This window comes from Streptococcus sp. 596553, assembly GCF_900411395.1.
GTDB lineage: Bacteria > Bacillota > Bacilli > Lactobacillales > Streptococcaceae > Streptococcus > Streptococcus mitis_BA.
Genome location: NZ_OXCQ01000003.1, coordinates 133056 through 158102, shown reverse-complemented (window position 1 = coordinate 158102; position 25047 = coordinate 133056). Strand labels below are relative to the sequence as shown.

Here is a 25047-nt window from a genome sequence, read left to right as displayed (position 1 = left end):
AGAAAAAGCCTCTCAAATCAGAAAAACGCATAGTATCAGGTGTTCAAAACTTGAGACTATGCGTTTTATTGTGGGAAGATTTACTTTATTTTCTCCGGAAGTTGAGTTTTGGTCCAGTCTCTTTAAATTATATGTTATCTTAAATTCAGAACAGAACATTATAACTTATAAAACATTGCTAGAAATTGATTCGACTTTACTATCCTATTTGTTCAGAGTTTATTTCCTTTTGCTATAAAGTTTGAATTTCTTTTGTTTTTTCTACTCTTTTTCCGAATAAATAGATAGAAGCATCAAATCTAGTAAATTAGATTAAAAAATGTGCTATAATGAAAGGAGAGCAAATATGACTGTACGTCATCCGGGCATTAGCCCAACTAACGATTTGGTTGCTAAGAAAATCTTTAGCAATCCAGAAATCACTTGTCAATTTATTCGCGATATGTTGGACTTGCCAGCAAAAAATGTGACCATTTTGGAGGGAAGCAACATTCACGTCTTGCCCACTACACCGTACTCGGCACAGGATTTCTATACCAGTATAGACGTCTTGGCGGAGTTGGATAATGGAACACAAGTAATCATTGAGATTCAGGTACATCATCAGAATTTTTTCATCAATCGCCTGTGGGCTTACTTGTGCAGTCAGGTCAATCAAAACCTAGAAAAAATTCGCCAGCAAGAGGGCAATACTCACCAGAGTTACAAGCATATCGCACCAGTTTACGCAATAGCTATTGTGGATAGCAACTACTTCTCAGATGACTTGGCTTTCCACAGTTTCAGCATGCGCGAGGATACGACAGGTGAGGTTTTAACCATTACCAATAACGGTCAAGAAAACCATCTAGTCAAGATGGCATTCTTGGAATTAAAGAAATACAGAGAAACCAGCAAAGACGAGGTTCGTAAGCCATGGTTGGAGTTTTTCGGTAACAAGCCCTTTACTCAAGAACCCGAGCGAGCCATCAGCCAAGCAGACCAACTGCTGGACTACAAGAGCTGGTCCGAGGAGGACAGAAAAATGTTTAGTCAACTACGTATGCGCGAAGAACAAGCCTTGTTAGCGCAGGACTATGCCTTGGAAACCGCTAGGGCTGAGGGGGTTGAACAAGGACTGGAGCGTGGAAAAGTTGAAGGTAGTTTGTCTATGCTACTAAATCTCGTTCGCCAAGGTCTTCTGACATCTGAGGTTGCCAGCCAGCAGTTAGGAATGACAGTTGCTGAGTTTGAGGAGCTATTGAAAGACCATTGTAAATAAGAATAATAAAAATACAGAGAAACCAGCAAAGATAGCGTTCGCAAGCCGTGGTTGGAGTTTTTTGGGAACAAGCCCTTTACTCAACAACCCGAGCGAGCCATCAGCCAAGCAGACCAACTGCTGGACTACAAGAGCTGGTCCGAGGAGGACAGAAAAATGTTTAGTCAACTACGTATGCGCGAAGAACAAGCCTTGTTAGCACAGGACTATGCTTTGGAAACCGCTAGGGCTGAGGGGGTTGAACAAGGTTTAGAACAAGGTTTAGAACGTGGTCTTGAACAAGGACGAGCAGAAGGTATTGAACGAGGACGATCTGAGGGTCTTGAACAGGGTTTAGAACGTGGAAAACTTTTTGCCTTCTTAGACATGATTCGTCAACATGTTTTAACTTCTGAATTTGCCAGCCAGCAGTTAGGAATGACTGTCGCTGAGTTTGAGTCACTCTTGTAAACGAGCGAAAATGTTTAGCTAGCTATCTTGCAAAAAATAAGTAGAGTTTATAATCCAAATACTTTTTAATACCAAGAATAAGCAGAGCCGGTTTTTCTAGGATATTTGGGTTAAGACGATTGTCTTGAATGCCTTAGGGAAACATGCTATACTACTTGTATGATTATTTTACAAGCTAATAAAATTGAACGTTCTTTTGCAGGAGAGGTTCTTTTTGATAATATCAACCTACAGGTTGATGAACGAGATCTGATTGCCCTTGTTGGGAAAAATGGTGCAGGTAAGTCTACTCTTTTGAAGATTTTAGTTGGAGAAGAGGAGCCAACTAGCGGATAAATCAATAAGAAAAAAGATATTTCTCTGTCTTACCTAGCCCAAGATAGCCGTTTTGAGGTTGTAGATAAGACTGACGAAGTCAGCTCAAAACACCGTTTTGAGGTTGCAGATAAGACTGACGAAGTCAGCTCAAAACACCGTTTTGAGGTTGCAGATAAGACTGACGAAGTCAGTATCATATATCTACAGCAAGGCGACGTTGACGTGGTTTGAAGAGATTTTCGAAGAGTATTATTTTTAAAAAATCTTTCCAGAAACTAGTTGCTAAATAGGGTAAAAATTGATAAAATAAGGAATGTCTAAAAAATTTTAAGGAGAATCTAGCAAATGGATTTCACATGGGCACTAAAGTATGCCACTGAATTTTTGGGAACTGCCATTTTGATCATTCTTGGGAATGGTGCAGTTGCCAACGTTGAACTTAAAGGTACGAAAGGTCACCAAAGTGGCTGGATCGTCATCGCTGTTGGTTATGGTATGGGGGTTATGATCCCAGCCTTGATGTTTGGTAACGTATCTGGGAACCACATCAACCCTGCTTTCACTCTAGGACTTGCAGTTAGCGGTCTTTTCCCTTGGGCACAAGTGGTACCTTACATTATCGCGCAAGTCTTGGGGGCTATCTTTGGTCAAGCCTTGGTTGTGGCAACACACCGCCCATTCTACTTGAAAACTGAAAACTCAAATAACATCTTGGGAACTTTCTCAACTATTTCAAGTATTGACCATGGTACAAAAGAAAGTCGCTATGCAGCAACTGTTAATGGTTTTGTAAACGAGTTTGTTGGTTCATTTGTTTTGTTCTTTGCAGCTCTTGGTTTGACTAAAAACTTCTTTGGTGCTGAAGTGCTTCAATACATGAAACAAATGGCAACACAAGCAGGACAAACAGTTGATTTTTCTGACTTGGCTATTAAAGCACAGGTGGCTCCACACACTGCTTCAGGACTTTCTGTAGCTCACTTGGCACTTGGATTCCTCGTTATGGCCTTGGTAACATCACTTGGTGGACCTACAGGACCTGCCTTGAACCCAGCCCGTGACTTGGGACCACGTCTCCTTCATGCTTTCCTTCCAAAATCAGTTCTTGGTGAGCATAAAGGCGATTCAAAATGGTGGTATTCTTGGGTACCAGTAGTAGCACCTATTGCAGCAGCAATTGCGGCAGTAGCTGTATTCAAATTCCTTTATCTCTAAGAAATAGCTCCTTTAACATTTGAGTGAGCACCATCTATAAGTAAGAGAGGATCAGATTGGTTCTCTCTTTTTGATTTTCTAGGAAATGAAAGAAAGTCTAAACAAACTTCTCTCCAGCAGTGGTTTAGAAGTCTCAGTGGGCTATTCAGCTTTAATGGGCTATAGTAGCTTGCAGTTGAAATAATAGATCCTTGTTTCTAAAACATTGTGAGAAATTGGTTTGAATTCCCCAATCAAATTGTGCAGTTTTCATTCTACTATATATTATCGGAGATGGGTTCCCTATCTTGTAAGTCTGCTTTATAGTTGGTTGAAGTTGGAATAGTCAGCCCTTCTTTCTCAAACATTGTGAGGAATTGATTTGCCTTCCTTAACAAGATGTTCAGTTTTTATTTCATTTTGCCATAAAATAAGCGATTAGGGGGGGCTATTCTTCGACCGACGTCCTTATCGTTTTATCTGCAATCTTATACTCAATGAAAATCAAAGAGTAAACTAGGAAGCTAGCCGCAGGTTGCTCAAAGCACTGCTTTGAGGTTGTAGATAGAACTGACGAAGTCAGCTCAAAATAATGTTTTGAGGTTGTAGATGAAGAGGTTTGGCAAAAACTCGACTTTAGGAGAAAATGAAGTAAATCTTCCCATAAAACGCATAGTACCAAGATTTCTCAAGACCTGATACTATATGTTTTTCTGATTGCAAAGACTTTTTGACCAGTCTCAACTATACCTACGGTAAGGCGACGCTGACGTGGTTTGAAGAGATGTTCGAAGAGTATTAAACTGATGTTGTGAATAACTTATACCTAGCTTCCTAGTTTGCTTTTGTAGTATAAACCAGAGACTGTTTGCATTTTCAGCAAGTGAGTGGATGAATAATGCTGAAAACTCCTCGAAGGATAAGTCTATTTAGTACTTTCTATATAGTTAGTTAAATTTTTACCAAGAATAATTCACAAAAACGTTGTAAAACACTTGCAATTTAGCTGAAATTTGATAAAATAGTAAGGAAAGTTAGACTGTATTGCCTACTGTCTATCTATAAAATATATTTTATTGGAGGCTTTTACTCAAATGGCAAAAGAAAAATACGATCGTAGTAAACCACACGTTAACATTGGTACTATCGGACACGTTGACCACGGTAAAACTACCCTAACTGCAGCTATCACAACTGTTTTGGCACGTCGCTTGCCTTCATCAGTTAACCAACCTAAAGACTATGCGTCTATCGATGCTGCTCCAGAAGAACGCGAACGCGGTATCACTATCAACACTGCGCACGTTGAGTACGAAACTGAAAAACGTCACTACGCTCACATCGACGCTCCAGGACACGCGGACTACGTTAAAAACATGATCACTGGTGCCGCTCAAATGGACGGAGCTATCCTTGTAGTAGCTTCAACTGACGGACCAATGCCACAAACTCGTGAACACATCCTTCTTTCACGTCAAGTTGGTGTTAAACACCTTATCGTCTTCATGAACAAAGTTGACTTGGTTGACGACGAAGAATTGCTTGAATTGGTTGAAATGGAAATCCGTGACCTATTGTCAGAATACGACTTCCCAGGTGACGATCTTCCAGTTATCCAAGGTTCAGCTCTTAAAGCCCTTGAAGGTGACTCTAAATACGAAGACATCGTTATGGAATTGATGAACACAGTTGATGAGTACATCCCAGAACCAGAACGTGACACTGACAAACCATTGCTTCTTCCAGTCGAAGACGTATTCTCAATCACTGGACGTGGTACAGTTGCTTCAGGACGTATCGACCGTGGTATCGTTAAAGTCAACGACGAAATCGAAATCGTTGGTATCAAAGAAGAAACTCAAAAAGCAGTTGTTACTGGTGTTGAAATGTTCCGTAAACAACTTGACGAAGGTCTTGCCGGAGATAACGTAGGTGTCCTTCTTCGTGGTGTTCAACGTGATGAAATCGAACGTGGACAAGTTATCGCTAAACCAGGTTCAATCAACCCACACACTAAATTCAAAGGTGAAGTCTACATCCTTACTAAAGAAGAAGGTGGACGTCACACTCCATTCTTCAATAACTACCGTCCACAATTCTACTTCCGTACTACTGACGTTACAGGTTCAATCGAACTTCCAGCAGGTACTGAAATGGTAATGCCTGGTGATAACGTGACAATCGACGTTGAGTTGATCCACCCAATCGCCGTAGAACAAGGTACTACATTCTCTATCCGTGAGGGTGGACGTACTGTTGGTTCAGGTATGGTTACAGAAATCGAAGCTTAATTCGATTTAGTTCCCAGAAGAACAATTATTTAAGTCAGACACTAAAAGAATCTTGCTTTGCAAGGTTCTTTTTTTCAGATATTGAACTAATACTCAATGAAAATCAAAGAGCAAACTAGGAAGCTAGCTGCAGGCTGCTCAAAACACTGTCTTGAGGTTGCAGATAAGACTGACGAAGTCAGCTCAAAATATGGTCTTGAGGTTGTAGATGAAACTGACGAGGTCAGCTCAAAACACCGTTTTGAGGTTGTAGATAAGACTGACGAAGTCAGCTCAAAACACCGTTTTGAGGTTGTAGATAAGACTGACGAAGTCAGCTCAAAACACCGTTTTGAGGTTGTAGATAGAACTGACGAAGTCAGCTCAAAACATGTTTTTGAGGTTGCAGATAAGACTGACGAAGTTAGCTCAAAACACTGTATTGAGGTTGCAGATAAGACTGACGAAGTCAGCTCAAAACATGGTCTTGAGGTTGCAGATAAGACTGACGAAGTCAACTTAAAACATGTTTTTGAGGTTGTAGATAAGACTGACGAAGTCAGCTCAAAATACTGTTTTGAGGTTGCAAATAGAACTGACGAAGTCAGCTCAAAATACTGTTTTGAGGTTGCAGATAGAACTGACGAAGTCAGCTCAAAACATGCTTTTGAGGTTGTAGATAAGACTGACGAAGTCAGCTCAAAACACTGTTTTGAGGTTGTAGATAGAACTGACGAAGTCGGTATCATATACATATGGCAAGGCGAAGCTGACGTGGTTTGAAGAGATTTTCGAAGAGTATAAAATTGAATTGCTTATAAAAAAGCTCCATACACTGGATGTGTATAGAGTAATGGGGGCTTTATTTAATATAGAGTTCTTGATTTTTCAAGACAATTTCACGTACGCTCGCAAATTTCTTGAGTTTTTTAAGTTCTTCTGGATGAGTGACGAGAGTGATAACATAACCTTCCTTGCCCATACGGCCAGTACGGCCAGCACGGTGGGTGTAGGTTTCGCTATCTCTGGGAATATCAAAGTTTACGACACATTCTAGGCTATCGATATCAATTCCACGTGCCAGAAGGTCTGTTGCAAGAAGCAGGGTTAGTGTCTTATCTTTAAACTTTTCTAAGATGACTTTTCTAAATTTAACATTAACATCACTAGCAAGAGAAACAGCCAATATATCACGATACTGTAATTTTTCTTCTGCGCTTCCAAGGTCTGATAGGCTGTTAAAGAAGACCAGACCGCGGAAATCCTCCACATGAACCAGTTTTCGTAGCATATCCACTCGGTGACGTTGGTCTACCTGCATGTAGAAATGTTGGATGTTGTCTAGTTTTTGGTCAGAGAGATCAATGGTACGTGTGTTTGGCGCAATCTTTTCTTGGTCAAACTTGGTTGTGGCACTCATGTAGACCAGTTGGTGATCACGAGGTGCGTAGTGAGTGATTTTCTCAACAAAGTGTATCTGAGAATCATCAAGCAATTGGTCGAATTCATCCAGGATGATGGTTTCCACATTCATCATCTTGATTTTTTTCAATTTAATGAGTTCAAAGATACGGCCAGGAGTTCCAATCAGAATTTCTGGTCCTTTTTTTAGGCGTTCAATCTGGCGTTTCTGGCTTGAACCTGATAGGAAGAGTTGGGCTGTCAAGCCGATGGCTTCTGACCACGTTTTACATACGTCAAAAATCTGTCCAGCAAGCTCGGTATTTGGTGCTAGAATCAAGAGTTGTTGGGCTTTTTTCTTTTGTAGTCTGAGAAGACTTGGTAGGAGGTAAGCTAGGGTCTTACCAGTTCCGGTTGGGCTCACTCCTAGGAGGTTTTCTCCAGCAAGAATAGGATCAAATAGTTGAGTTTGAATGGGGGTGAATTCCTGGAAACCGAGTTGGTCACTTAGTTCTTGCCATTCAGTCGGTAGTTTGCTTTTCATTTTTCTGCCTCAAATCTAATGCCAGCAGTCTGGCGCATGGTATATAGTAGCTCATGAACAGAGCCTGCATCATCCAGCCAAGTTTGGTAGAGATTCAGGTCTGGTTGCTGAATCATCTGTGCAAATGTAGCGATTTCCTCAGTCATTGTATGAGGAGCCTGTTGGATAGGGAGTTGGACTTGATTGCCTTGATGGTCGGTAAAAATAGCCGAGCGAACATGCTCAATCGTGTTGAGGGTCAAGGTTCCATCTGTCGTATAAATCTCGCAAGGAAGATTGGAAGTAATGTTTTTCCCAGCCTTAATATGAACTTGATAGTCAGGGTAGAATAGGATTCCATCTCCATTTAGGTCAATACTATTGTCAAGCTGTTGAGCCTGATAGGTTGCGTCCTGAACCTTTCCAAAGAGGCGAACGGCAGCGTAGAGAGGATAAATCCCCAAATCCATGAGAGCTCCACCGGCAAAACGGTCTGAAAAGACATTTGGTGTCTGTCCAGCCAACAAGTCAGGCATTTTGGAAGAATACTTGGCATAGTTGAGATCTGCTCCCAAAATCTGTTTGTCTGCTAAAAAGTTTTTGATGATAGTGAAAGCTTTTTCATGGTAATTGCGAGCTGCTTCGAATATCAAACAGTGATTTTTCTCAGCTGTTTGAAGCAAATTCAGCCATTCTTGTGGCTGAGTGACAGCTGGCTTTTCAAGAATGACATGTTTACCTGCAGACAAGGCAGCTTTTGCCTGAGCAAAATGCAAGGAGTTTGGACTGGCAATATAGACTACATCAAAAGAGCTCTTGAAGAAGTCCTCTAATTGATCGAATAGTTGGATATTCTCATAGTGAGAAGCAAAGGTTGCGGCAGTTTCAAGTTTCCTAGAATAGACTGCGACCAGCTGGTATTTTCCACTAGCATGGGCTGCTTCTATGAAGTGATGGCTGATAGCACCTGTTCCGATGACACCTAATTTAAGCATAGATACTCCTTTTCCGATTTTAAATCCTTCTTTCATTATAACATAGATAGACGGGACTATCCAACAGAGGGTAAAAAATTTCAAATAAGCGATTCGCTTTCTTCTGAAGAAAAGCTTTCTTTTACGAATAAATAGATAGAAGCAGAGAATCTAGCAAACCTAGATTAAAAAATGTGCTATAATAGAAGGAGGAAAAGGATGATTCTAAGACATCCGGGAATCAGCCCAACTAATGATTTGGTTGCTAAGAAAATTTTCAGCAACCCAGAAATCACTTGTCAATTTATTCGCGATATGCTGGACTTGCCAGCCAAAAATGTGACCATTTTGGAGGGGAGCAATATTCACGTCTTACCTTCCATGCCGTACTCAGCGCAGGATTTCTATACCAGTATAGATGTTTTAGCGGAGTTAGATAATGGAACCCAAGTTATCATTGAGATTCAAGTCCATCATCAGAATTTTTTCATCAATCGCCTGTGGGCTTACCTATGCAGTCAGGTCAATCAAAATCTTGAAAAAATTCGCCAACGAGAAGGTGATACTCACCAGAGTTATAAACACATCGCACCCGTTTATGCCATTGCAATTGTGGACAGCAACTACTTCTCAGATGACTTGGCTTTCCACAGTTTCAGCATGCGAGAGGACACGACAGGTGAGGTCTTAACCATCACAAATAACGGTCAGGAAAACCATCTGGTTAAGATGGCTTTCTTGGAATTAAAAAAATACAGAGAAACCAGCAAAGACGAGGTTCGCAAGCCGTGGTTGGAGTTTTTTGGGAACAAACCCTTTACCCAGCAACCCGAGCGAGCTATCAGCCAAGCAGATCAACTGCTAGACTACAAGAGCTGGTCCGAGGAGGATAGGAAGATGTTTAGTCAACTACGTATGCGTGAAGAACAAGCATTATTAGCACAGGACTATGCCTTGGAACAAGCTGAAGAAAAAGGTTTAGAGCGTGGACTTGAACGCGGTCGTGCAGAGGGTATTGAACAGGGACTGGAGCGTGGACTTGAACGTGGAAAACTCTTTGCCTTCCTAGATATGGTTCGCCAAGGACTTCTGACTTCCGAGGTTGCTAGTCAGCAGTTGGGTATGTCAGTATCTGAGTTTGAGGCGCTATTGAAGGACCACCATAAATAAAACCTAAAAAAATACAGAGAAACCAGCAAAGACGAGGTTCGCAAGCCGTGGTTGGAGTTTTTTGGGAATAAACCCTTTACCCAGCGCCCCGAGCGAGCCATCAGCCAAGCAGACCAACTGCTAGACTATAAGAGCTGGTCCGAGGAGGACAGGAAAATGTTTAGTCAACTACGTATGCGTGAAGAACAGGCCTTGTTAGCACAGGACTATGCCTTGGAACAAGCTGAAGAAAAAGGGTTAGAGCGTGGTCTTGAACGCGGTCGTGCAGAGGGGATTGAACGTGGACGAGCTGAAGGGATTGAACAAGGTCTAGAGCGTGGAAAACTTTTTGCCTTCCTAGATATGGTTCGCCAAGGTCTTCTGGCTTCTGAGGTAGCCAGCCAGCAGTTGGGTATGTCAGTATCTGAGTTTGAGGCGCTATTGAAAAAACATTACAAATAAGACCTAAAAAATACAGAGAAACCAGCAAAGACGAGGTTTGCAAGCCCTGGTTGGAGTTTTTTGGGAACAAGCCCTTTACCCAGTACCCCGAGCGAGCCATCAGTCAGGCAGACCAACTGCTGGATTAAAAATTAGGAAATATCGTGTAGAAAATAGTAACAGATTTTATCTCTTTGTGGGATGAAGTCTGTTTTTTTGTATGATGGGCAGGTCCTACATCTGAGTGGCAAGTTCTCCGTAGGTATCCGCTATCGGTTAATGCATAGCATATATGAATGAAATAAGAACTGAACAAATCAGTCAGGAAAGTCAAAGTAATTTCTATCAATGTTTTAGAAGTACTAGTGAACTATTCCAAATTCAATATCCTATAAACAAAAATCAAAAAGCAAGCCAGGAGACTTATGTAGGATAGCTCAAAATACTAATCTTAGATTGAGGATAAGAGTAGAATGATAATCAATGGATTTAGAACAAATATAATGAGCTGAATCTAGGATAGTACAAGGGTCTTTTAAAATATTGTTATAAATTGATTTAAATTCCAAGACCAATTTGTTTGATTCTTGTTTCATTTTGTTTTAGTTGCTTTTTATAGTGAGTTGAATTTAGAATAGCACATCATAGTTTCTAAAGCATTGTTAGAAAATACTTTAAAATCCCCTTATTAATTTGTTCATATTTTATTTCAATCTATTATATTTCCAAGCTTGATTATCATGAGGTAAGGGCTGAAAGCGCTCTAGGGATAGGAGTGATTTTGGAGATGAGAATCGTCAAAGAAAGGAATAGGGAGATGGTGGCTCTAGGAACAGGGGATAGTGAGATGAAATAAAAGCTGAACAATTCAATTTCTAACCAGCTAACCATTTAATCTTGCTACAAATAGGTATCGAACAAGTCCCGTAAGTCTTAGACATTTTTCAGAAACTGATGATAAGCTCTTCCAATCCCAAAATAGGGAGGTTTTTCAAACTAAAATTTGAATCCATACTTGGTTTCTAAATTATATTTAATATATTCACACTACTAAAAATCAGCCAATTATAACTATTATTATACTAAAATTTTCATAAATAAAGATATAGAAAAGTTATTAGTTTCTAGGAAATAAATCAAAAAAGCGTATATCTATAATCAATATAATAAGCATATACTAAAAAATTCTCTAAAAATCAAGATTTTTGGATGATTAGATGGTAAATTCGGGGGGGTATGGTATAATTATTACTAGACTGTACACTGGGTGCAGTGGGTTAAATAGTGCTATCAATACTATTTAATATCATGTGAGTTTGAAGATGATAAGGCTATTTTTGTTTTCAAAACAACTTACAAAAAAGGAGAAAGATTTCATGGACTTTGGAAAATATAACAAAGAAAAGGTTTTCCGATATTCGATTCGAAAATACCACTTTGGTGCTGCCAGTGTCGCGGTTGCAGCATTGATGTTCTTTGCCAACGGGGCAGTAGCAGCGCATGAACCCATCACTCCAGCTACGGCAAATGAAGTAGCTACGGTGGGGTCTGATGGAAAGGCAGACGGTGATTTAGGAAGCTCGGATGAGGGAGACTCGAACAAGGTTTTAACTGACCAGCCAGCTGAACTTAAAGCACCTGATGAGGTGAAAACGCAAGAAGCACCAGCTGAGGGAACAAATCAAGGGCAAGCAGTAGCTGAGTCTAACTCTGCTCAGTCAGAGACAAATCCAGCTAGCCAAGAACCTTCTCAAGCAGGAGAAGTAAGAGAGCAAGAAGAGCCGACCGTCGCTGATACGACAGCAGCCAAATCAACCCAAAGCAATTTGCAAGCTTTGTTGGCAAACCTAACGCTTAGCTCAATGCAGGAACTTCATGCTGAAGTGGAAGCGCGTTTAGCAGCAGCTAAGGCAGTTTTGGAAGATCCAAAAGCGACGCAAGCGCAGGTTGATGAGCAAGCAAGACTGATGGCTGAGCTTATGAGCCGTGTCAATCAAGCCTTGACACCTAGCCTAGAAACTCCAACAATCTTGGAAAAAGCAGGTCTGACATCTACAGGTTTGGCATCTACTGGACTTGCTACTCCAGAGGGAGCTACGACTGCGCAACCAAGTGGAGGAAAAGGTCGTAGAAGAGCTTTGAGCGAGCCTACATCAGATGAAAATCAAGTTACGCCATCTGCTGGAGGAGACTCAACAGGTTCTGGAGCTGGCTCTCAAACGACTCCACAGACGCTCCCAACCTACACCAACACAGAAGGTAAAAATGGTGTTTATGACCTAAAAGATGAGCTAGAGTTTATCACTAATCAACTCCGAGCAAACAATGCGTCGGAAGATAAGATCCAAGCAGCGAAGGCAGCTGTTGATAAGTTCAATGAGGCCTTCTCTAAAGGCGATACCATCAGTCAAGAAGATTTTAATGCTGCCTTAGCAGACCTGAAAAAATCACGTGAACTGATCGAAGGAGTTCTTGCTGAAAATGAAGCAAATGCAGGAGTGGTAACAGGACCTGCAACTCCAAGTGAAAACAATGTAACCATTCAACCGCGTACCAACGCTACAGGATGGTCAGGTTTCCGCTCGATACCAGCAGGCGCACCAACTCGTACGAGACGTGCGGCAGGGCAGGATAGAGCGGCTCATATAGAGACTGCTACGTATAATAGTAAGACAGGATATTTCTTTGAAAATGGTCAAAACGGTTCTCCTTACTCTAAATATACTTATGTATTTTACTCAAAAGGTGGAGTAGGTACCCCGTACTATGAAGGCGGACAAATTTCAGAGGCTTATAAAAATTTCCATATAGATGTAAGACGAACTGATACAGGTTTGCGTTGGAAGATTGTTGTCAATGGAGAACACAAGACTCTAGGGGTAAATAAATTTTACTTTACATTGCCACAAGGGCAAACTTTAAGGAGTGGAACTGTTGCGGTTCAAACGTTTAATAAAAATGGTGGTTCTTTGATAGAACGACCATCTGTTGCTCCAGGAGAAAATGAGCTGAAGGATGCATTAGCAAACGCCTTTGCAAATCTTCCTCAGAACTCACCTTTTAGAGGTGCTAGGCTTCAAGATGTTCAAAAAGGTACGAAAGACAATACGAATGCAAGAATATCAGTAGTTGGGACAACTGCAGCACAGCAATTTGATGTAGGTACCTTAGAAGGTATTGCGCGACAAGCAACTCATGGTGCAGCGCACTTGACAGACAGAGGATTTTACTATCGTGATAGAGTTATTGAAACTGATCCCAATATTCAAAAGTATTCAAACGAGAAATTCTCTCGTATTATGGCAGATGTCAAAGATGTATATACTTTCCAGTTGGATCGTGAGGATGATCGTTCTTATGAGATTACTTTTGAAACGAACGGTTCACGTGATTTACGTTCTTTAACTTTTGCTAGTGGACTTAAGCGTGTTGAGGGTTCTACTCGTCAATTGATTAACCAATGGTACGCTAGAACAAATGATGAAGTTGACTTGATTGAGAAATATCCAGCAGAAACGCAGGGAGACGGGGTATTTTTTATTAGTCAAGGAAAAAGAGGTGTTACCAACTTTGGAGACGGTAATGGAGGAGAAGTAGTCTCTGGTGTATTTAGTGTCAAGGCAGATAAACCTTTTGATACAGATACCTTGATAACAGTTGGAGATACCAATTATCCCTATTTTAAGACGATAGATTATACATCATATCTTATAAATTCTGGTAATAAAGTGGAAGCTAACCAAGCAAATGGTGCACCTGCGACCTATAAAATTTATAAATTGGGAACAGAGTTAGTCGGTTATTCTGGTGCAAGACAGATAATGGATACACCAGGAGCGACGAACTATGTGCTTGAAAGAAAATTTGATGGTCCGACAGGAGATGGTTCATCAGAACTGATTGGACTGACCTTTGTTGTCAAACCGAAAACTCCATCTCTATCAACAGAACTCACTGATTCTGTTGGAAAGAGAGTAACAGTTGAGGCAACAAATGGAACCAAAGGGGTTGAAATGGTTCTCTATCGTAAGTTGGCGAATGGAGAACTTGAAGAAGTAAAAAGAGCTGCGGCAGATAGTAGCGGTCGTGCACGTTTCAAAGATGTTGAAGTTGGTATAGGTACTTATCTTGTTAAAACCGTAGCTAAGGGTGAGTCGTATACACAAAACGGAAATACCACTAATCTAGTCTTTTCTGATCCGTCAAATGAAAAAACAGCAGTTGCTCGTCCTTTTGAAACAAAGCCAATCATTGAAAAAAATGTAGATGATAGTATTACGACAACCATTGGTCAAAAGGGAGCTACAAAAGCGGAAGTTCGATATACAGACGCAGCTGGTAGACAACAGGTTGTCGCATTTACCAGAGGACAAGATAGCTATTGGAATAAAGATAATAGCAATGCTAACTCTACAGTAACAGTCGTTGATAATCGTGATGGAACTGCAACTGTTCATATGACTGCAGGGACAGCTGCATTGAACACCCATGTATTTGCTAAGCAACGTTCGAAAACAACTGATTTTAGCGCGGAAGCAGATTTTAAAAATACAGATTTGAAAGTGGGCTTAACACTGAATGGTCGGGATTTTAAAAACGATAAGCTTATTAAATGGCCTTTGGATCAACAGGTTGGTGGTAGTGGAATTAAGTTTCTTGCTAAGAGTGCTGATAAGATTAAAGATATTCGCATAAGTGGTGCAGATGGTCTGGGAGTTACTTGGGTAAAAGAAGGTACAGGAACCACAAGTATGACCATTGCAGCACGTGGAAATTTCAATAAAAATATATCAGGACTTCACACCTTATCAGTTACTGCAACAACCGTAACCGGAAACGAATTGACAACAACCGCTACACTTGTGTTGCCACCGTTGGCAGGAAATTTCAAAACAACAAATGATGATTTAAAAGGGAAGTCAGAAAAAACGGGAAATGAGCGTCCTATTATTGAGGGTCAAGGTTTTACTTATCCAGCAAATACAACAACTCAAGTAGGTGATGATCGTCTTCAATGGAAAGTGTTTCTAGTAAAAGGTGGGTCGAATAACGAGAATGAATTCACTAGACCTGCGCAAAATTACCAAATTGTAGCTTCGAGTTTATTGAGAGAAGACGGGAAAGTTACTTTTAGACCAGAAAATTATAAACAAGAGGCTTTGGGGACAGATGATGTCAGAATGGTAATGGCTCTTGTTCGAGAGAATACAGATGAGGTATATAGGGGAGTACAATCTTCTCTTAGTACACAATCTATCCATGCCACAACACCAATTGTTCCGTTCGCAACAAAACCAGAACTTGTCACAACTTCAACAGGAGATGTGACTGCAACAATCGGGAGAAACGATGCAAATGCAGCAATTATTTCATATGTGACTGAAAACGGAGCGACTCAGAATACTATTTTAAACAAAAATAATCAAAACTGGAGTTTAGCTCAACCGGACTCGAATGTTAGAATTACTAATGGCACAGATGGAACTGCAACAGTTACGATTCCATTTGGCGTTGCTCGTTCGAGAACGCAGGTTATTGCACAGCAAAAGTCTAATACAACTGGATTAAGTGAGGCAAGCACGACTACTGTTCCATCAGATATGGAAGCTCCAACTGTAAAATTAACCAACAAAGGAAGTAATGAAGAAGTTACATTAACTGATGATGCTTCTGTTACTACAGTCGATGTTTATCGTGGAGCAACACTTGAATTACCATTAAAGTATTATGACAATGTTAGCACAGGAAAAGTGAATATTAGTTATAAAGCTGGTCTTCCAAAGGGTGTGTCGTTCAATAGTAATGAAAATGTAACTACCTCTACGACAATTAAGGAAAGTGGTAAAACCGAAACTACACCTGGTACTTATACTGTGAGAGGTAGAGTTGCTTCTGATGCAAATCTTGGAGTACAAACTGTTACATTGAAAGTATCTGATGCTACTAATGGAGATGTGGATCAAGGGAATAAAAAAGAAGTCAAATTTAATATTCGTGTGCTAGATGTTGCATTTGAACAAGGGTATTCATCTAGTGGGAATGACAAAAAAATTGTTACCGAAGCAACTTTAAATAAAAATACTGCTGATCCAAACACTTATCTAACAGGTACAGAAGGAACTCGAAGAAGTGATTATATCCTTCCGCAAGGAATGACTTTCCGTTATATTACAGGTACTAATGGAACTGAATTTAAAACGAACTTACAATTCACGACTCCAGGAAAATATAATGTAAAAGCAGCAGCTTTCTTCCCAACGAATACAGTTTCGACTAAGGGATTGCCGATAACTCCAACTAATGCAACTGGAGATAAGATTTCAGAAATTACAGGACGTACTTATATAGCTCGTGATATAGAGTTTCAAGTTAGACCGACAGCCCCAGAAGTGTCTGCTGAAACTAACGGCGATGTGATAGTGAGTCCTACAAATCAAGCAAATGTTAACCGATTGAGCTTTTCTTATACAGATAAAAATAATGTTCAAAAGAATCTAACGGCAACAAAAACGGGAAATGTTTGGGTATTAAGCGATGGTACGCCTTCTGATGGCGTGACTATTGATAGTGCTACTGGGAAAGTCACTATTAAAGACCGTCAAGTGAAGGATAATGCTAGCGTTACAGCTAAACTAGTGACAGTTGATGATATAGATAGCACAACCACAAGTGCAACTTCAAATGTTGGTGAGCGCGTATTACCAACGATTACATTTAATGAGAAATATACAGAAGTTGTCAATGGTGAGCGTGTGGCTTATATAACCCCTACAGAAGACCTAGACAATGGTTCTATAACATTAGCTACTGTGAATGATAACTCAGGTAAATTACGTGAAGTGAGATTATCCGAACAGAATAATCTAGGTTTTGCGCTAGGTTCTGGATTAACTTATAATGACTTGGTTAAGACTGACAATCAAGAAGTAACTGCTCCAAGAGATATTACAGTTACTGGTAAATTAACACAGAAAAATGGTAATAGACCTTGGCGTAATGGCGATGCATTGTATACTCGTTATATTGTCGCAACAGATGCTTCGGATAATTTTGTTAGAGAGCTCAGTGCAAGTATCACAAATCCAACTCGTGTTGCCTTAAAAGTATTGACACAAGCAGTTAAATATGAACCGATAGTAGCGACACAAGCTCTTGCAAAAGATATTACTGCAGCTGGACAGACGGTGAGTCAAGATGAATTTACTGCGATTAAGTCCAAGATTCAGTTTACTACGACTAAAGGTGATGTAAAAGTATCCCATGATACAACTGACTTGGAAATAGTTATGAAAGAAAATGGTGCAATTAAGCGAGATGCTGATGGTACCTATTATGTAGGGGCAATAATTACATACCCAGACCTTTCTACAGAAGACATCAAGGTAGCGGTCGAGAAGAGTGATAAGGAAGCTCCGACTGTGAAAATGAATGGTGTCGCATTGACAGAAAATGCAGATGATAATCGATTTGTCATTTATCGAGGGGCAAGATTTAATCCAACCTTTGAAGTGAACGATAATTCTGGAAAAACTACTTACTTAAAAGCAAGTGGAATTCCAAACGGAGTATGGTTCAACAAACAAGGCGGGACTGATGCGCCGAAAACTGGGGATATGAATAATGGTACAACGTATACATTATCAACTAATAACACTGTTGAACAGAATGCTCCTTTAGGTGAACGTGAAGCTAATGTTGTCGTGAAAGATGCATTAAACAATGAAAGAACATATAAGTTTAAGTACGTAATTGCGGATCTTGAAGTGAAAAATAGCCCTAAAACAGCTACATTAAACTCAGAGTTAGGAAATGCTAGTGAATTTATAGGAGCAGTTGGGGAAACTAATTCCACTCCTTCAGATACTTATCTTCCAGATGGTACGACATATAAGTGGACTAAGAATACTAGTGAAGTACCTAATACGACTCGTTTAACAAGTGCAGGACGAAATACAGATTATAAAGTTGTTACAACATTCCCTACAGGAGGACCGACTAAGAAGGAAATTGATGGTAAGAATGTAACCATTTATACACCGGAAAGGGTTGAAAAAAATGTTGTATTCAATGTAACCGAGGAGACGCCTCCGACGGTTAAATTAACTAATAAATCAGACGGAAATAGAGTAAGTATACTGTCTGCTAATGAATCAAGTTCTCCAGTTGTTACTGTATTCCGTGGTGCGAAGTTAGAATTACCATTGACTTTATTTGATAATGAAATAGCAGGACGTGTTAATGTTCAGTACATGAATGGATTGCCAAGTGGGGTGTCATTTGGTGGGACTGGTACGAATAATGATAGCTTAACGTTAACTGGTAAGACAGAACAAACACCTGCTGAACATATAATTAAAGGAACTGTAGCAACAGATGCCCAGTTAGGAACTACTACAGTTACGCTAAAAGTATCAGATGGTACAAATGGTATTTCATCTGGTAATCAGGCAGAAGTGAAGTTTCGTGTTAAGGTGGTTGATTTAGACTTTGAAACAGGACGTTCGGAGCAACCGAATGTTGATTCTATTACGGTACCTGTGACTAAAGGGGAAAATATTCCAGATCCAAATCACTTTTTAACAGTAAATGATGGTAATAATCGTCAAGATACGGGAAATTTCCCTCAAAATATGACTTTCCGTTATGTAGATGAGGCGACTGGTACCACAACACGTACCTTAAGATATACTGATCCTGGTCGCTATGTAGTGAAAGCCAGAGCTTACTTCCCTCAAAATTATGCAGGAGTAGAGGGTATTGGTACAGTGGTGTCTGGTCAAACTGGTGATAATACAGAGATAAATGGTCGTCGTTATATAGAAAAAACGATTACCTTTGAATTAAAGCCAACAGCGCCAGTCGTAACACCAAAAGACAATGGTGATGTAGTCATTACGAATTCAAACGAAACGAATGCGAATGATTTAAGTATAACCTATACAAATACAGCAACGTCCACAGGTGCACCAGTAACAGTGACAGCTCAGAAGACAAATGGTAGGTGGACACTAATCAATGCGCCGGCAGATGGAGTGATTATTGATGAAACTACAGGGACAGTAACGATTAAGGATCGTGCAGTGAAAGATAGCGCTACTGTTACAGCTAAAGTCACAGCTAAAGGTTTAGATAGTACAACTACATCTGAAAATGCAAAAATAGGGGATAAAATACCTCCAACATTTGAATTTGATTCAGTATATACAGCTGTAGAGAGTAACGGAGATCGTGTTGTATATGTAACACCTACAGAGGATATAACAGCGAATCCTATTCGATTAGGAACATTCAATGATGATTCTGGGAAATTAAGAACAGTTCTTCTATATGCTGATGCAATAGGTGCTCATTTGTCTTATGGATTAGAATATAATAGACAAGATCTTCAAAATAATTTAGAGATTACAGCACCAAAAGAGGTCTTCATTACCGGTAAAGTGGATGCTAGAAATGGTAGTGCGCTATGGACCAATGGACAGACTTTGATTACTCGCTTTGTTTCTACTATGGATGCTTCAGGCAATGAATTGAAACAAATTCAACCAAATAATGCCTCAAATCCAACGCGTGTGGTCTTTAAAATCTTAACTCAAGCTGTGAAATATACGCCGTCTGTATCTACAGTAACAATTGAACGTGATATTACACAGCCGAACACTAGCTTGACTACAGCCGAATTTAATAAGGTTAAAGATACTTTAACTTTTGCAACGGATAGAGGGACAGTTAACGTACGTAATAATACAACAAACTTAACATTTGAGATGACAAATGCAAATGTTCAGACCAAACCTGATGGAACTTGGTTTGTAACTGCACGTGTGACATACCCAGATGGTTCAAATGATATAGTAGAAGTTCCGTTAAATACTACTGATGCTAATAAATCAAAACCAGCTATAACAACAGCTTCTGTTAAAGCTGAAAAAGATGCATCTGTACAAGGGCGTATAGCAACTTCGCAAAATGATCGTGTATTAGGTAAGATTACGATACCAGCAGGTCAACCGACACCAACTTCAAAAGCAATTAAAAATAATGGAGCTATTACAGAAGATAATGGTAAGAAGGTTGTTACGGTAGAATTAACGTATTCTGATAACTCTAAAAAAGAAGTGAAAGTCCCTATCCTAGAAGTTAAACCAGTTGATATTACTTCAACATTTAATGAAGGTGACAACACTGTTACAATCAAACCAGAAACTCCTGTGTCAACTGGAGATAAACTTCATTTAAGTATTCGTGGTGTCGGAATGCAACTCACAAAAACTGATAACGGATATACTAACAGTCGTAATGATCGTACTATTAGTATTTCAGGTGACGGAAGTATCACAGTTACATTAGCAGGTTCAGAGAAGTTTCGTGCTGGAGACAGAGTTGTAGTTCGTCATGAAAGTAATCTAAACGGTCAAGTAGACTCATACGAAACGGAAGCATGGTCAGGATTAGCATCAATTGATCAGGTGCCAGTTGTTAATCCAAATTCTTTGACTTCTACAGAAATAGAGGCTGTAAAAGCAGCTGTCAAGAAAGCTAATCCGTCAGTTAATCTTGCTGAATTACAGGTTGCAACAAATGGTGATGTTACTTACCGTCATGCAGGAGCAGGTGTTAATACAGGAGATACAATCCCGATAGCAAGATTGAACGGGAATGTTCGTGAACAGAATCAGTCTGAGAAGTATAAACCCGAAGTCACAGCATTGATAAGGAATGTTAAAAATGCAGTTCATACAGCAGATGAGATAAAAGCAGCTGTGAAAGAAGTGCATATAAAAGCTAAGGATGTTGTTGGTGATGTACCGGATAATGGTGGTGTGGTAGTTGTTAAGGTGACATATACGGATGGAAGTTCCAAAGATGTGAATGTTCCAATAGTTGTAACACCTGAAAAAACGCCAGTTAAAAATACTACTGATTTAACAAGTACTGAAAAAGAATCAGTTAGAGCATCTGTTCAGAAATTAAATCCAACAGCTACAAACATAGTTGTAGAGGAGAATGGTAGGACATTGGTTACACTTCCAGATGTAGCCATGGTTACGGTAGAAGGAAATCAGACGGTTAAACTTGAATCACCGACTATCACAGCAACCTCTGGTGATAAGTTGAGAGATACTGATCGTACTATTTCAGGTACGGCTGTTAATGGTGCTACTAAGGTAACATTACATTTCCAAGATAATACAGAAGTAACTATCACTCCTACTAATGGAACTTGGTCTTATGATCTTCCAGAAGGTACCTACCTACACCAAACAGAACAAAATAATAAAGTTGGCTATTCGACAAATAAAGTCACTGTAACTCAAACAGCCTTTGGTCAAACAAGTGATGCTAGAGAATACAGTGTTGTAGAGAATCGTACATTTACAGGAAAATCTATCAAACAAATTGCAGGGAATGACGCGTTTAGTGAATTGAAAAATCATCCAGAGCGTCTCTTGAACTATCAAGAAAATGGACAAGCGGCAACACTTCCAAACTATTTGACTGCTACTTGGAAAGAAACACCTGATTTTACGACAGTAGGAACACGCACTGCAACATTGCTCATCTCTGAAAAGACAGAAACGAATAATCAAACACGCCCTCTAACGGAAGTAAGTGTACCAGTAACGGTTTATCCAACAGTTGTAGCTAAAAAAGATAAATTTACAACATTGCTAAATCAGGCGTTGCCTGAAGGAGAACAGCCTGAAAGGTATGTACAGTTTAAAAATCAGAGTAACGCTAATGTAAATAAACCAACAGATGGTGTAACGGTAGTATGGGATAATAAACCAAGTACAAATGTTACAACAAACGAAAGTGGGGAGAATACAAAAGGTAGCGTAAAAGTTACTTATCGTGTAACAAATGCTGATGGTACAGAAGAAAGTGTGGAGCAAACTATTGATATCAATTTGAAAGTTTATCATGCTGTTCCTCTAACGAAACATGTAACAACTACTTTTGGAACGGATTTTGGTGGAACAAGTAATAATGCTCAGACTTACTTTTTGTCTAATTCACCAAGGACATCTTCTGCTTGGAAATCAACATCAGGTAACGGTTATTCAGAATATGCAAGTTATAGTAGAACTTCTGAAAAACAAAAAGCAAATTACCTTGGTAAGTATAAAGATGGTATTCAAGTCTTTATGGCAGGAGATAACGGTCAAATAAATTGGTATCGTTCTGAAAAATTTGATGTAACATTTGAAGTTAAACCATTAACGCCGACAGTAGAAGGGGCAACAACCGGTGCAACAAGCTTGACAGTTAACAACGTGAATAGCGGAACGACTGTAGAACTTTATGATGCAACTGACACTACTAAAGCTCCTGTTAAGATTGGTGAAACAGTGGTAGATAAAGAGGGTAACTACGATACGAAAAATAATATTTCAGTTCCGTTAACTCAAGGTCTTGCCCCAGGTACAAAAATCATCGCCAAAGTTGTGTATATTTCTGGTAGTGATAGAACAGAATCTGATAGTAGTTCAGAAGTAGTTATAAAACATCCGAAACCAGCAGAATTGACGTCAAAGGCGAAAATGAATGGTGATTATGAGTTCAGTGTTCCAACAGATGCAGATAAGGTTACATTTAATATTCCTACAGAAAATGATGGAACGAAGACTGTCACTCTTACAAGTGAAAACAGCTGGGCGTCTACAGATACTGCTGTTAAGAAAGTAGGAGATAAACTTGTAGTTCCGAATGGAACATTAGGAACTACAAATCGTATGGTTCAAATTATAGCAACAAAGGGAACAGGAGAAGCAGAAAGCTCCGCACGTGACTATACTGTTACTGTTCCAAAACATGAGGTTGAAACGACTAAAATTAGCAAAGTAGTTGGCGGAAGCACCCCTACAAATGAAGAATTGCTGGATGCTGTAACAGTTGATAATAAAGCGTCAGCAACCTTAAAAGATGGTACAACTTATCCAACTGCTCTTGGAACTCATACTATCGAAGTGGTAGTGACTTATGCAGATAGTACTACAGAAATTGTCGAAGTTCCGTATGAAGTGAAATCTGCTGACAAGTCAGCATTAGAAGCATCTAAGACAGCGTTGTCTGGCGACATCAACCAAGAAACTTCAACAGCTGGTAAGACAGAAGCAAGTAAGAAAGCTTTCGAAACAGCTAAGACTCAAGCTCAAGAAGCCTTGAAGAAAGCTGAGGAAGTGATTGCGGATGGTAATGCGACAGAAGCAGAAGTAGCGGAAGCTAAGAAGAAAGCAGATGAAGCTAAGACAGCCCTAGATACTGCTCGTACAGGCTTGACGAACGTCGACAAGTCAGCATTAGAAGCATCTAAGACAGCGTTGTCTGGCGACATCAACCAAGAAACTTCAACAGCTGGTAAGACAGAAGCAAGTAAGAAAGCTTTCGAAACAGCTAAGACTCAAGCTCAAGAAGCCTTGAAGAAAGCTGAGGAAGTGATTGCGGATGGTAATGCGACAGAAGCAGAAGTAGCGGAAGCTAAGAAGAAAGCAGATGAAGCTAAGACAGCCCTAGATACTGCTCGTACAGGCTTGACGAACGTCGACAAGTCAGCATTAGAAGCATCTAAGACAGCGTTGTCTGGCGACACTAATAACAGTGCTAACACGAACAACGGCGGTACTACCACCCCTGCTGACAGCAATAGCAACAGTGTGACACCAGGTAATAGTGGTAACACTCCAGTCCCTGGTGTGACGACTGATGATAGTAGCAACACGAACCCTGCTACTCCATCATCTACTGTTGGACAGGTTCAAGCAAGTACTCCAGCTCAAGAAACACCAGTTTCTACAAACACTTCAAACAATTCAGGCAATACAGCGACTCCTAGCGAGATTCGTCCTGTTGACAAGTCTGAGCTTGCTCGATTGGTTGAAGAACTAGAAACTCGTTTGAAAGACTTGGATGGTATTGATCAATCTGTCATCGACGCTACGAAGGTCATTCTCGGAGAGGGTCAAGAAGCCCTTAGAAATGCTGACTTGACAGAGGCAGGCTTGAAAGAGATGACTGCCAAGGTCAAAGAAGCACTCGAATCCTTGAGAGGTAAGCAAGCGACTAAGGATGAAGAAGAAACGAAAGAAACAAGGAAAGAACAAGATCATCTTCCATATGGTACGATGATTGGCAGCCTGCTCGCCCTTCTTGGTCTCCTTCTCTTCCTCATCGCGCGTCGCAAGAAAGAGTCAGAACTCAAGAAATTGACCAAGGAATTAACTAAGGTTCTGCAAGAAAGCGACCTTACAAATGTAGATGCGAAAGTCCTCGACCAAGCACGAGAAACTCTCGCTCAAGCAGTTGCCTTCCTAGCCAATGAGAAAGAGTTTGACCACACAGAAGATGAGTTGATTGAGAAACTCAAAGCTATTCTTGCTCAGTTAAGATAAGCGACATGTTGAAATATCGCAGGCGACCATAGAAGTTACTACATTGCTGGATAATGACGATAGGAAAAGTTAGTCGCAAACCTGTAGTGGGAATATTTCAGCTTCTAGCGAGGAAATGGTTCTGGGAACAGGACACCGTCTTTTGGATGGGAATGCTTCCTCCTCTAGTATCAGTAGAAGTCTTCAATGGCAGAGTAAGATAAAGAAGAAACACGAGACAAGTAAGATAGTTCATGAAATGGAACTGAAAATTGCTGGTGTGGACTCTTGAAGGAAGTAATGGATAGAAAGAAGTTGAAAAGCGTCTTTCTATCCATCTTTCTTTAGGAATAGATGTAAGCGCTTTAAAAATAGAAAGGGTAATGGAATGGGGAAACATGAAAGTAGAAAAAACAAACCTATTTTATTAGTAGGGAATGGAATCAATAGATTATTTGCAAGCGAGCCAGAAAATGATGATTTCTTTAATGTCGACAAGTTTAGAGGTGAAAAAGAGGCGGAGAAACGTTCATTACATGCTGAGATAAGCGATTCTTTGCGTTTTCCAATGAGGATTTTAGTACTCTATAAGGGGAAAGAAGAAACTGTCGCAGAGGAACTAACTGATTTTTTGAAGGATAAGATGACGATTTCAAAAAGAAAGAGTTTCTTGAGGACTTATTAACGTTAGAAGTAG

At 40.0% G+C, this 25047-nt stretch carries 9 protein-coding genes and 4 pseudogenes; 11 read left to right on the top strand and 2 right to left on the bottom strand.

Annotated features, from left to right (window positions below):
* The first annotated feature begins 346 nt into the window (after positions 1–346).
* From DSY56_RS05025 to DSY56_RS12305, 6 genes and pseudogenes are all read left to right on the top strand, one after another.
* A complete protein-coding gene (locus DSY56_RS05025; protein ID WP_112444218.1) occupies positions 347–1261 on the top strand; it encodes an Rpn family recombination-promoting nuclease/putative transposase in 915 nt (304 codons plus the stop codon).
* A gap of 9 nt (positions 1262–1270) precedes the next feature.
* Positions 1271–1711, top strand: a pseudogene (locus tag DSY56_RS05020) (Rpn family recombination-promoting nuclease/putative transposase); the annotation flags it as partial.
* 159 nt (positions 1712–1870) lie between these two features.
* A pseudogene (locus DSY56_RS05015) lies at positions 1871–2044 on the top strand (ATP-binding cassette domain-containing protein); the annotation flags it as partial.
* 330 nt (positions 2045–2374) lie between these two features.
* Entirely contained in the window at positions 2375–3244 is an 870-nt protein-coding gene (gene gla / locus DSY56_RS05010) for an aquaglyceroporin Gla (RefSeq protein ID WP_112444212.1), read from the top strand.
* Positions 3245–4317: 1073 nt separating this feature from the next.
* Positions 4318–5514, top strand: a complete 1197-nt coding sequence (gene tuf / locus DSY56_RS05000) for an elongation factor Tu (RefSeq protein ID WP_001040724.1) — start codon at positions 4318–4320, stop codon at positions 5512–5514.
* A 96-nt stretch (positions 5515–5610) separates the two neighbouring features.
* Complete coding sequence (locus tag DSY56_RS12305; protein WP_234990552.1) at positions 5611–6276, top strand: hypothetical protein; 666 nt, start codon at positions 5611–5613, stop codon at positions 6274–6276.
* Positions 6277–6355: 79 nt separating this feature from the next.
* Here the strand turns inward: DSY56_RS12305 and DSY56_RS04990 are convergent, their stop codons facing one another.
* Complete coding sequence (locus tag DSY56_RS04990; protein WP_112444210.1) at positions 6356–7438, bottom strand: DEAD/DEAH box helicase; 1083 nt, start codon at positions 7436–7438, stop codon at positions 6356–6358.
* Positions 7435–8412, bottom strand: a complete 978-nt coding sequence (locus DSY56_RS04985; RefSeq protein ID WP_112444209.1) for a Gfo/Idh/MocA family protein — start codon at positions 8410–8412, stop codon at positions 7435–7437. The genes DSY56_RS04990 and DSY56_RS04985 overlap by 4 nt, the downstream gene beginning before the upstream one ends.
* A 198-nt stretch (positions 8413–8610) precedes the next feature.
* Between DSY56_RS04985 and DSY56_RS04980 the strand changes: the two genes are divergently transcribed.
* From DSY56_RS04980 to DSY56_RS04955, 5 genes and pseudogenes are all read left to right on the top strand, one after another.
* Positions 8611–9561 (top strand): Rpn family recombination-promoting nuclease/putative transposase, encoded by a 951-nt coding sequence (locus DSY56_RS04980; RefSeq protein ID WP_112444207.1) that lies wholly within the window; start codon positions 8611–8613, stop codon positions 9559–9561.
* Between the two features lie 3 nt (positions 9562–9564).
* Positions 9565–10002 (top strand): annotated as a pseudogene (locus DSY56_RS04975) (Rpn family recombination-promoting nuclease/putative transposase); the annotation flags it as partial.
* Positions 10003–10007: 5 nt separating this feature from the next.
* Positions 10008–10127, top strand: a pseudogene (locus tag DSY56_RS12750) (Rpn family recombination-promoting nuclease/putative transposase); the annotation flags it as partial.
* Between the two features lie 1230 nt (positions 10128–11357).
* The gene (locus DSY56_RS04960; protein WP_160109911.1) at positions 11358–24371 is read left to right on the top strand and encodes a Rib/alpha-like domain-containing protein; all 13014 of its coding nucleotides are present in this window, start codon (positions 11358–11360) and stop codon (positions 24369–24371) included.
* Between the two features lie 367 nt (positions 24372–24738).
* Positions 24739–25035, top strand: a complete 297-nt coding sequence (locus DSY56_RS04955) for a hypothetical protein (RefSeq protein ID WP_234990551.1) — start codon at positions 24739–24741, stop codon at positions 25033–25035.
* The last annotated feature ends 12 nt before the right edge of the window (positions 25036–25047 follow it).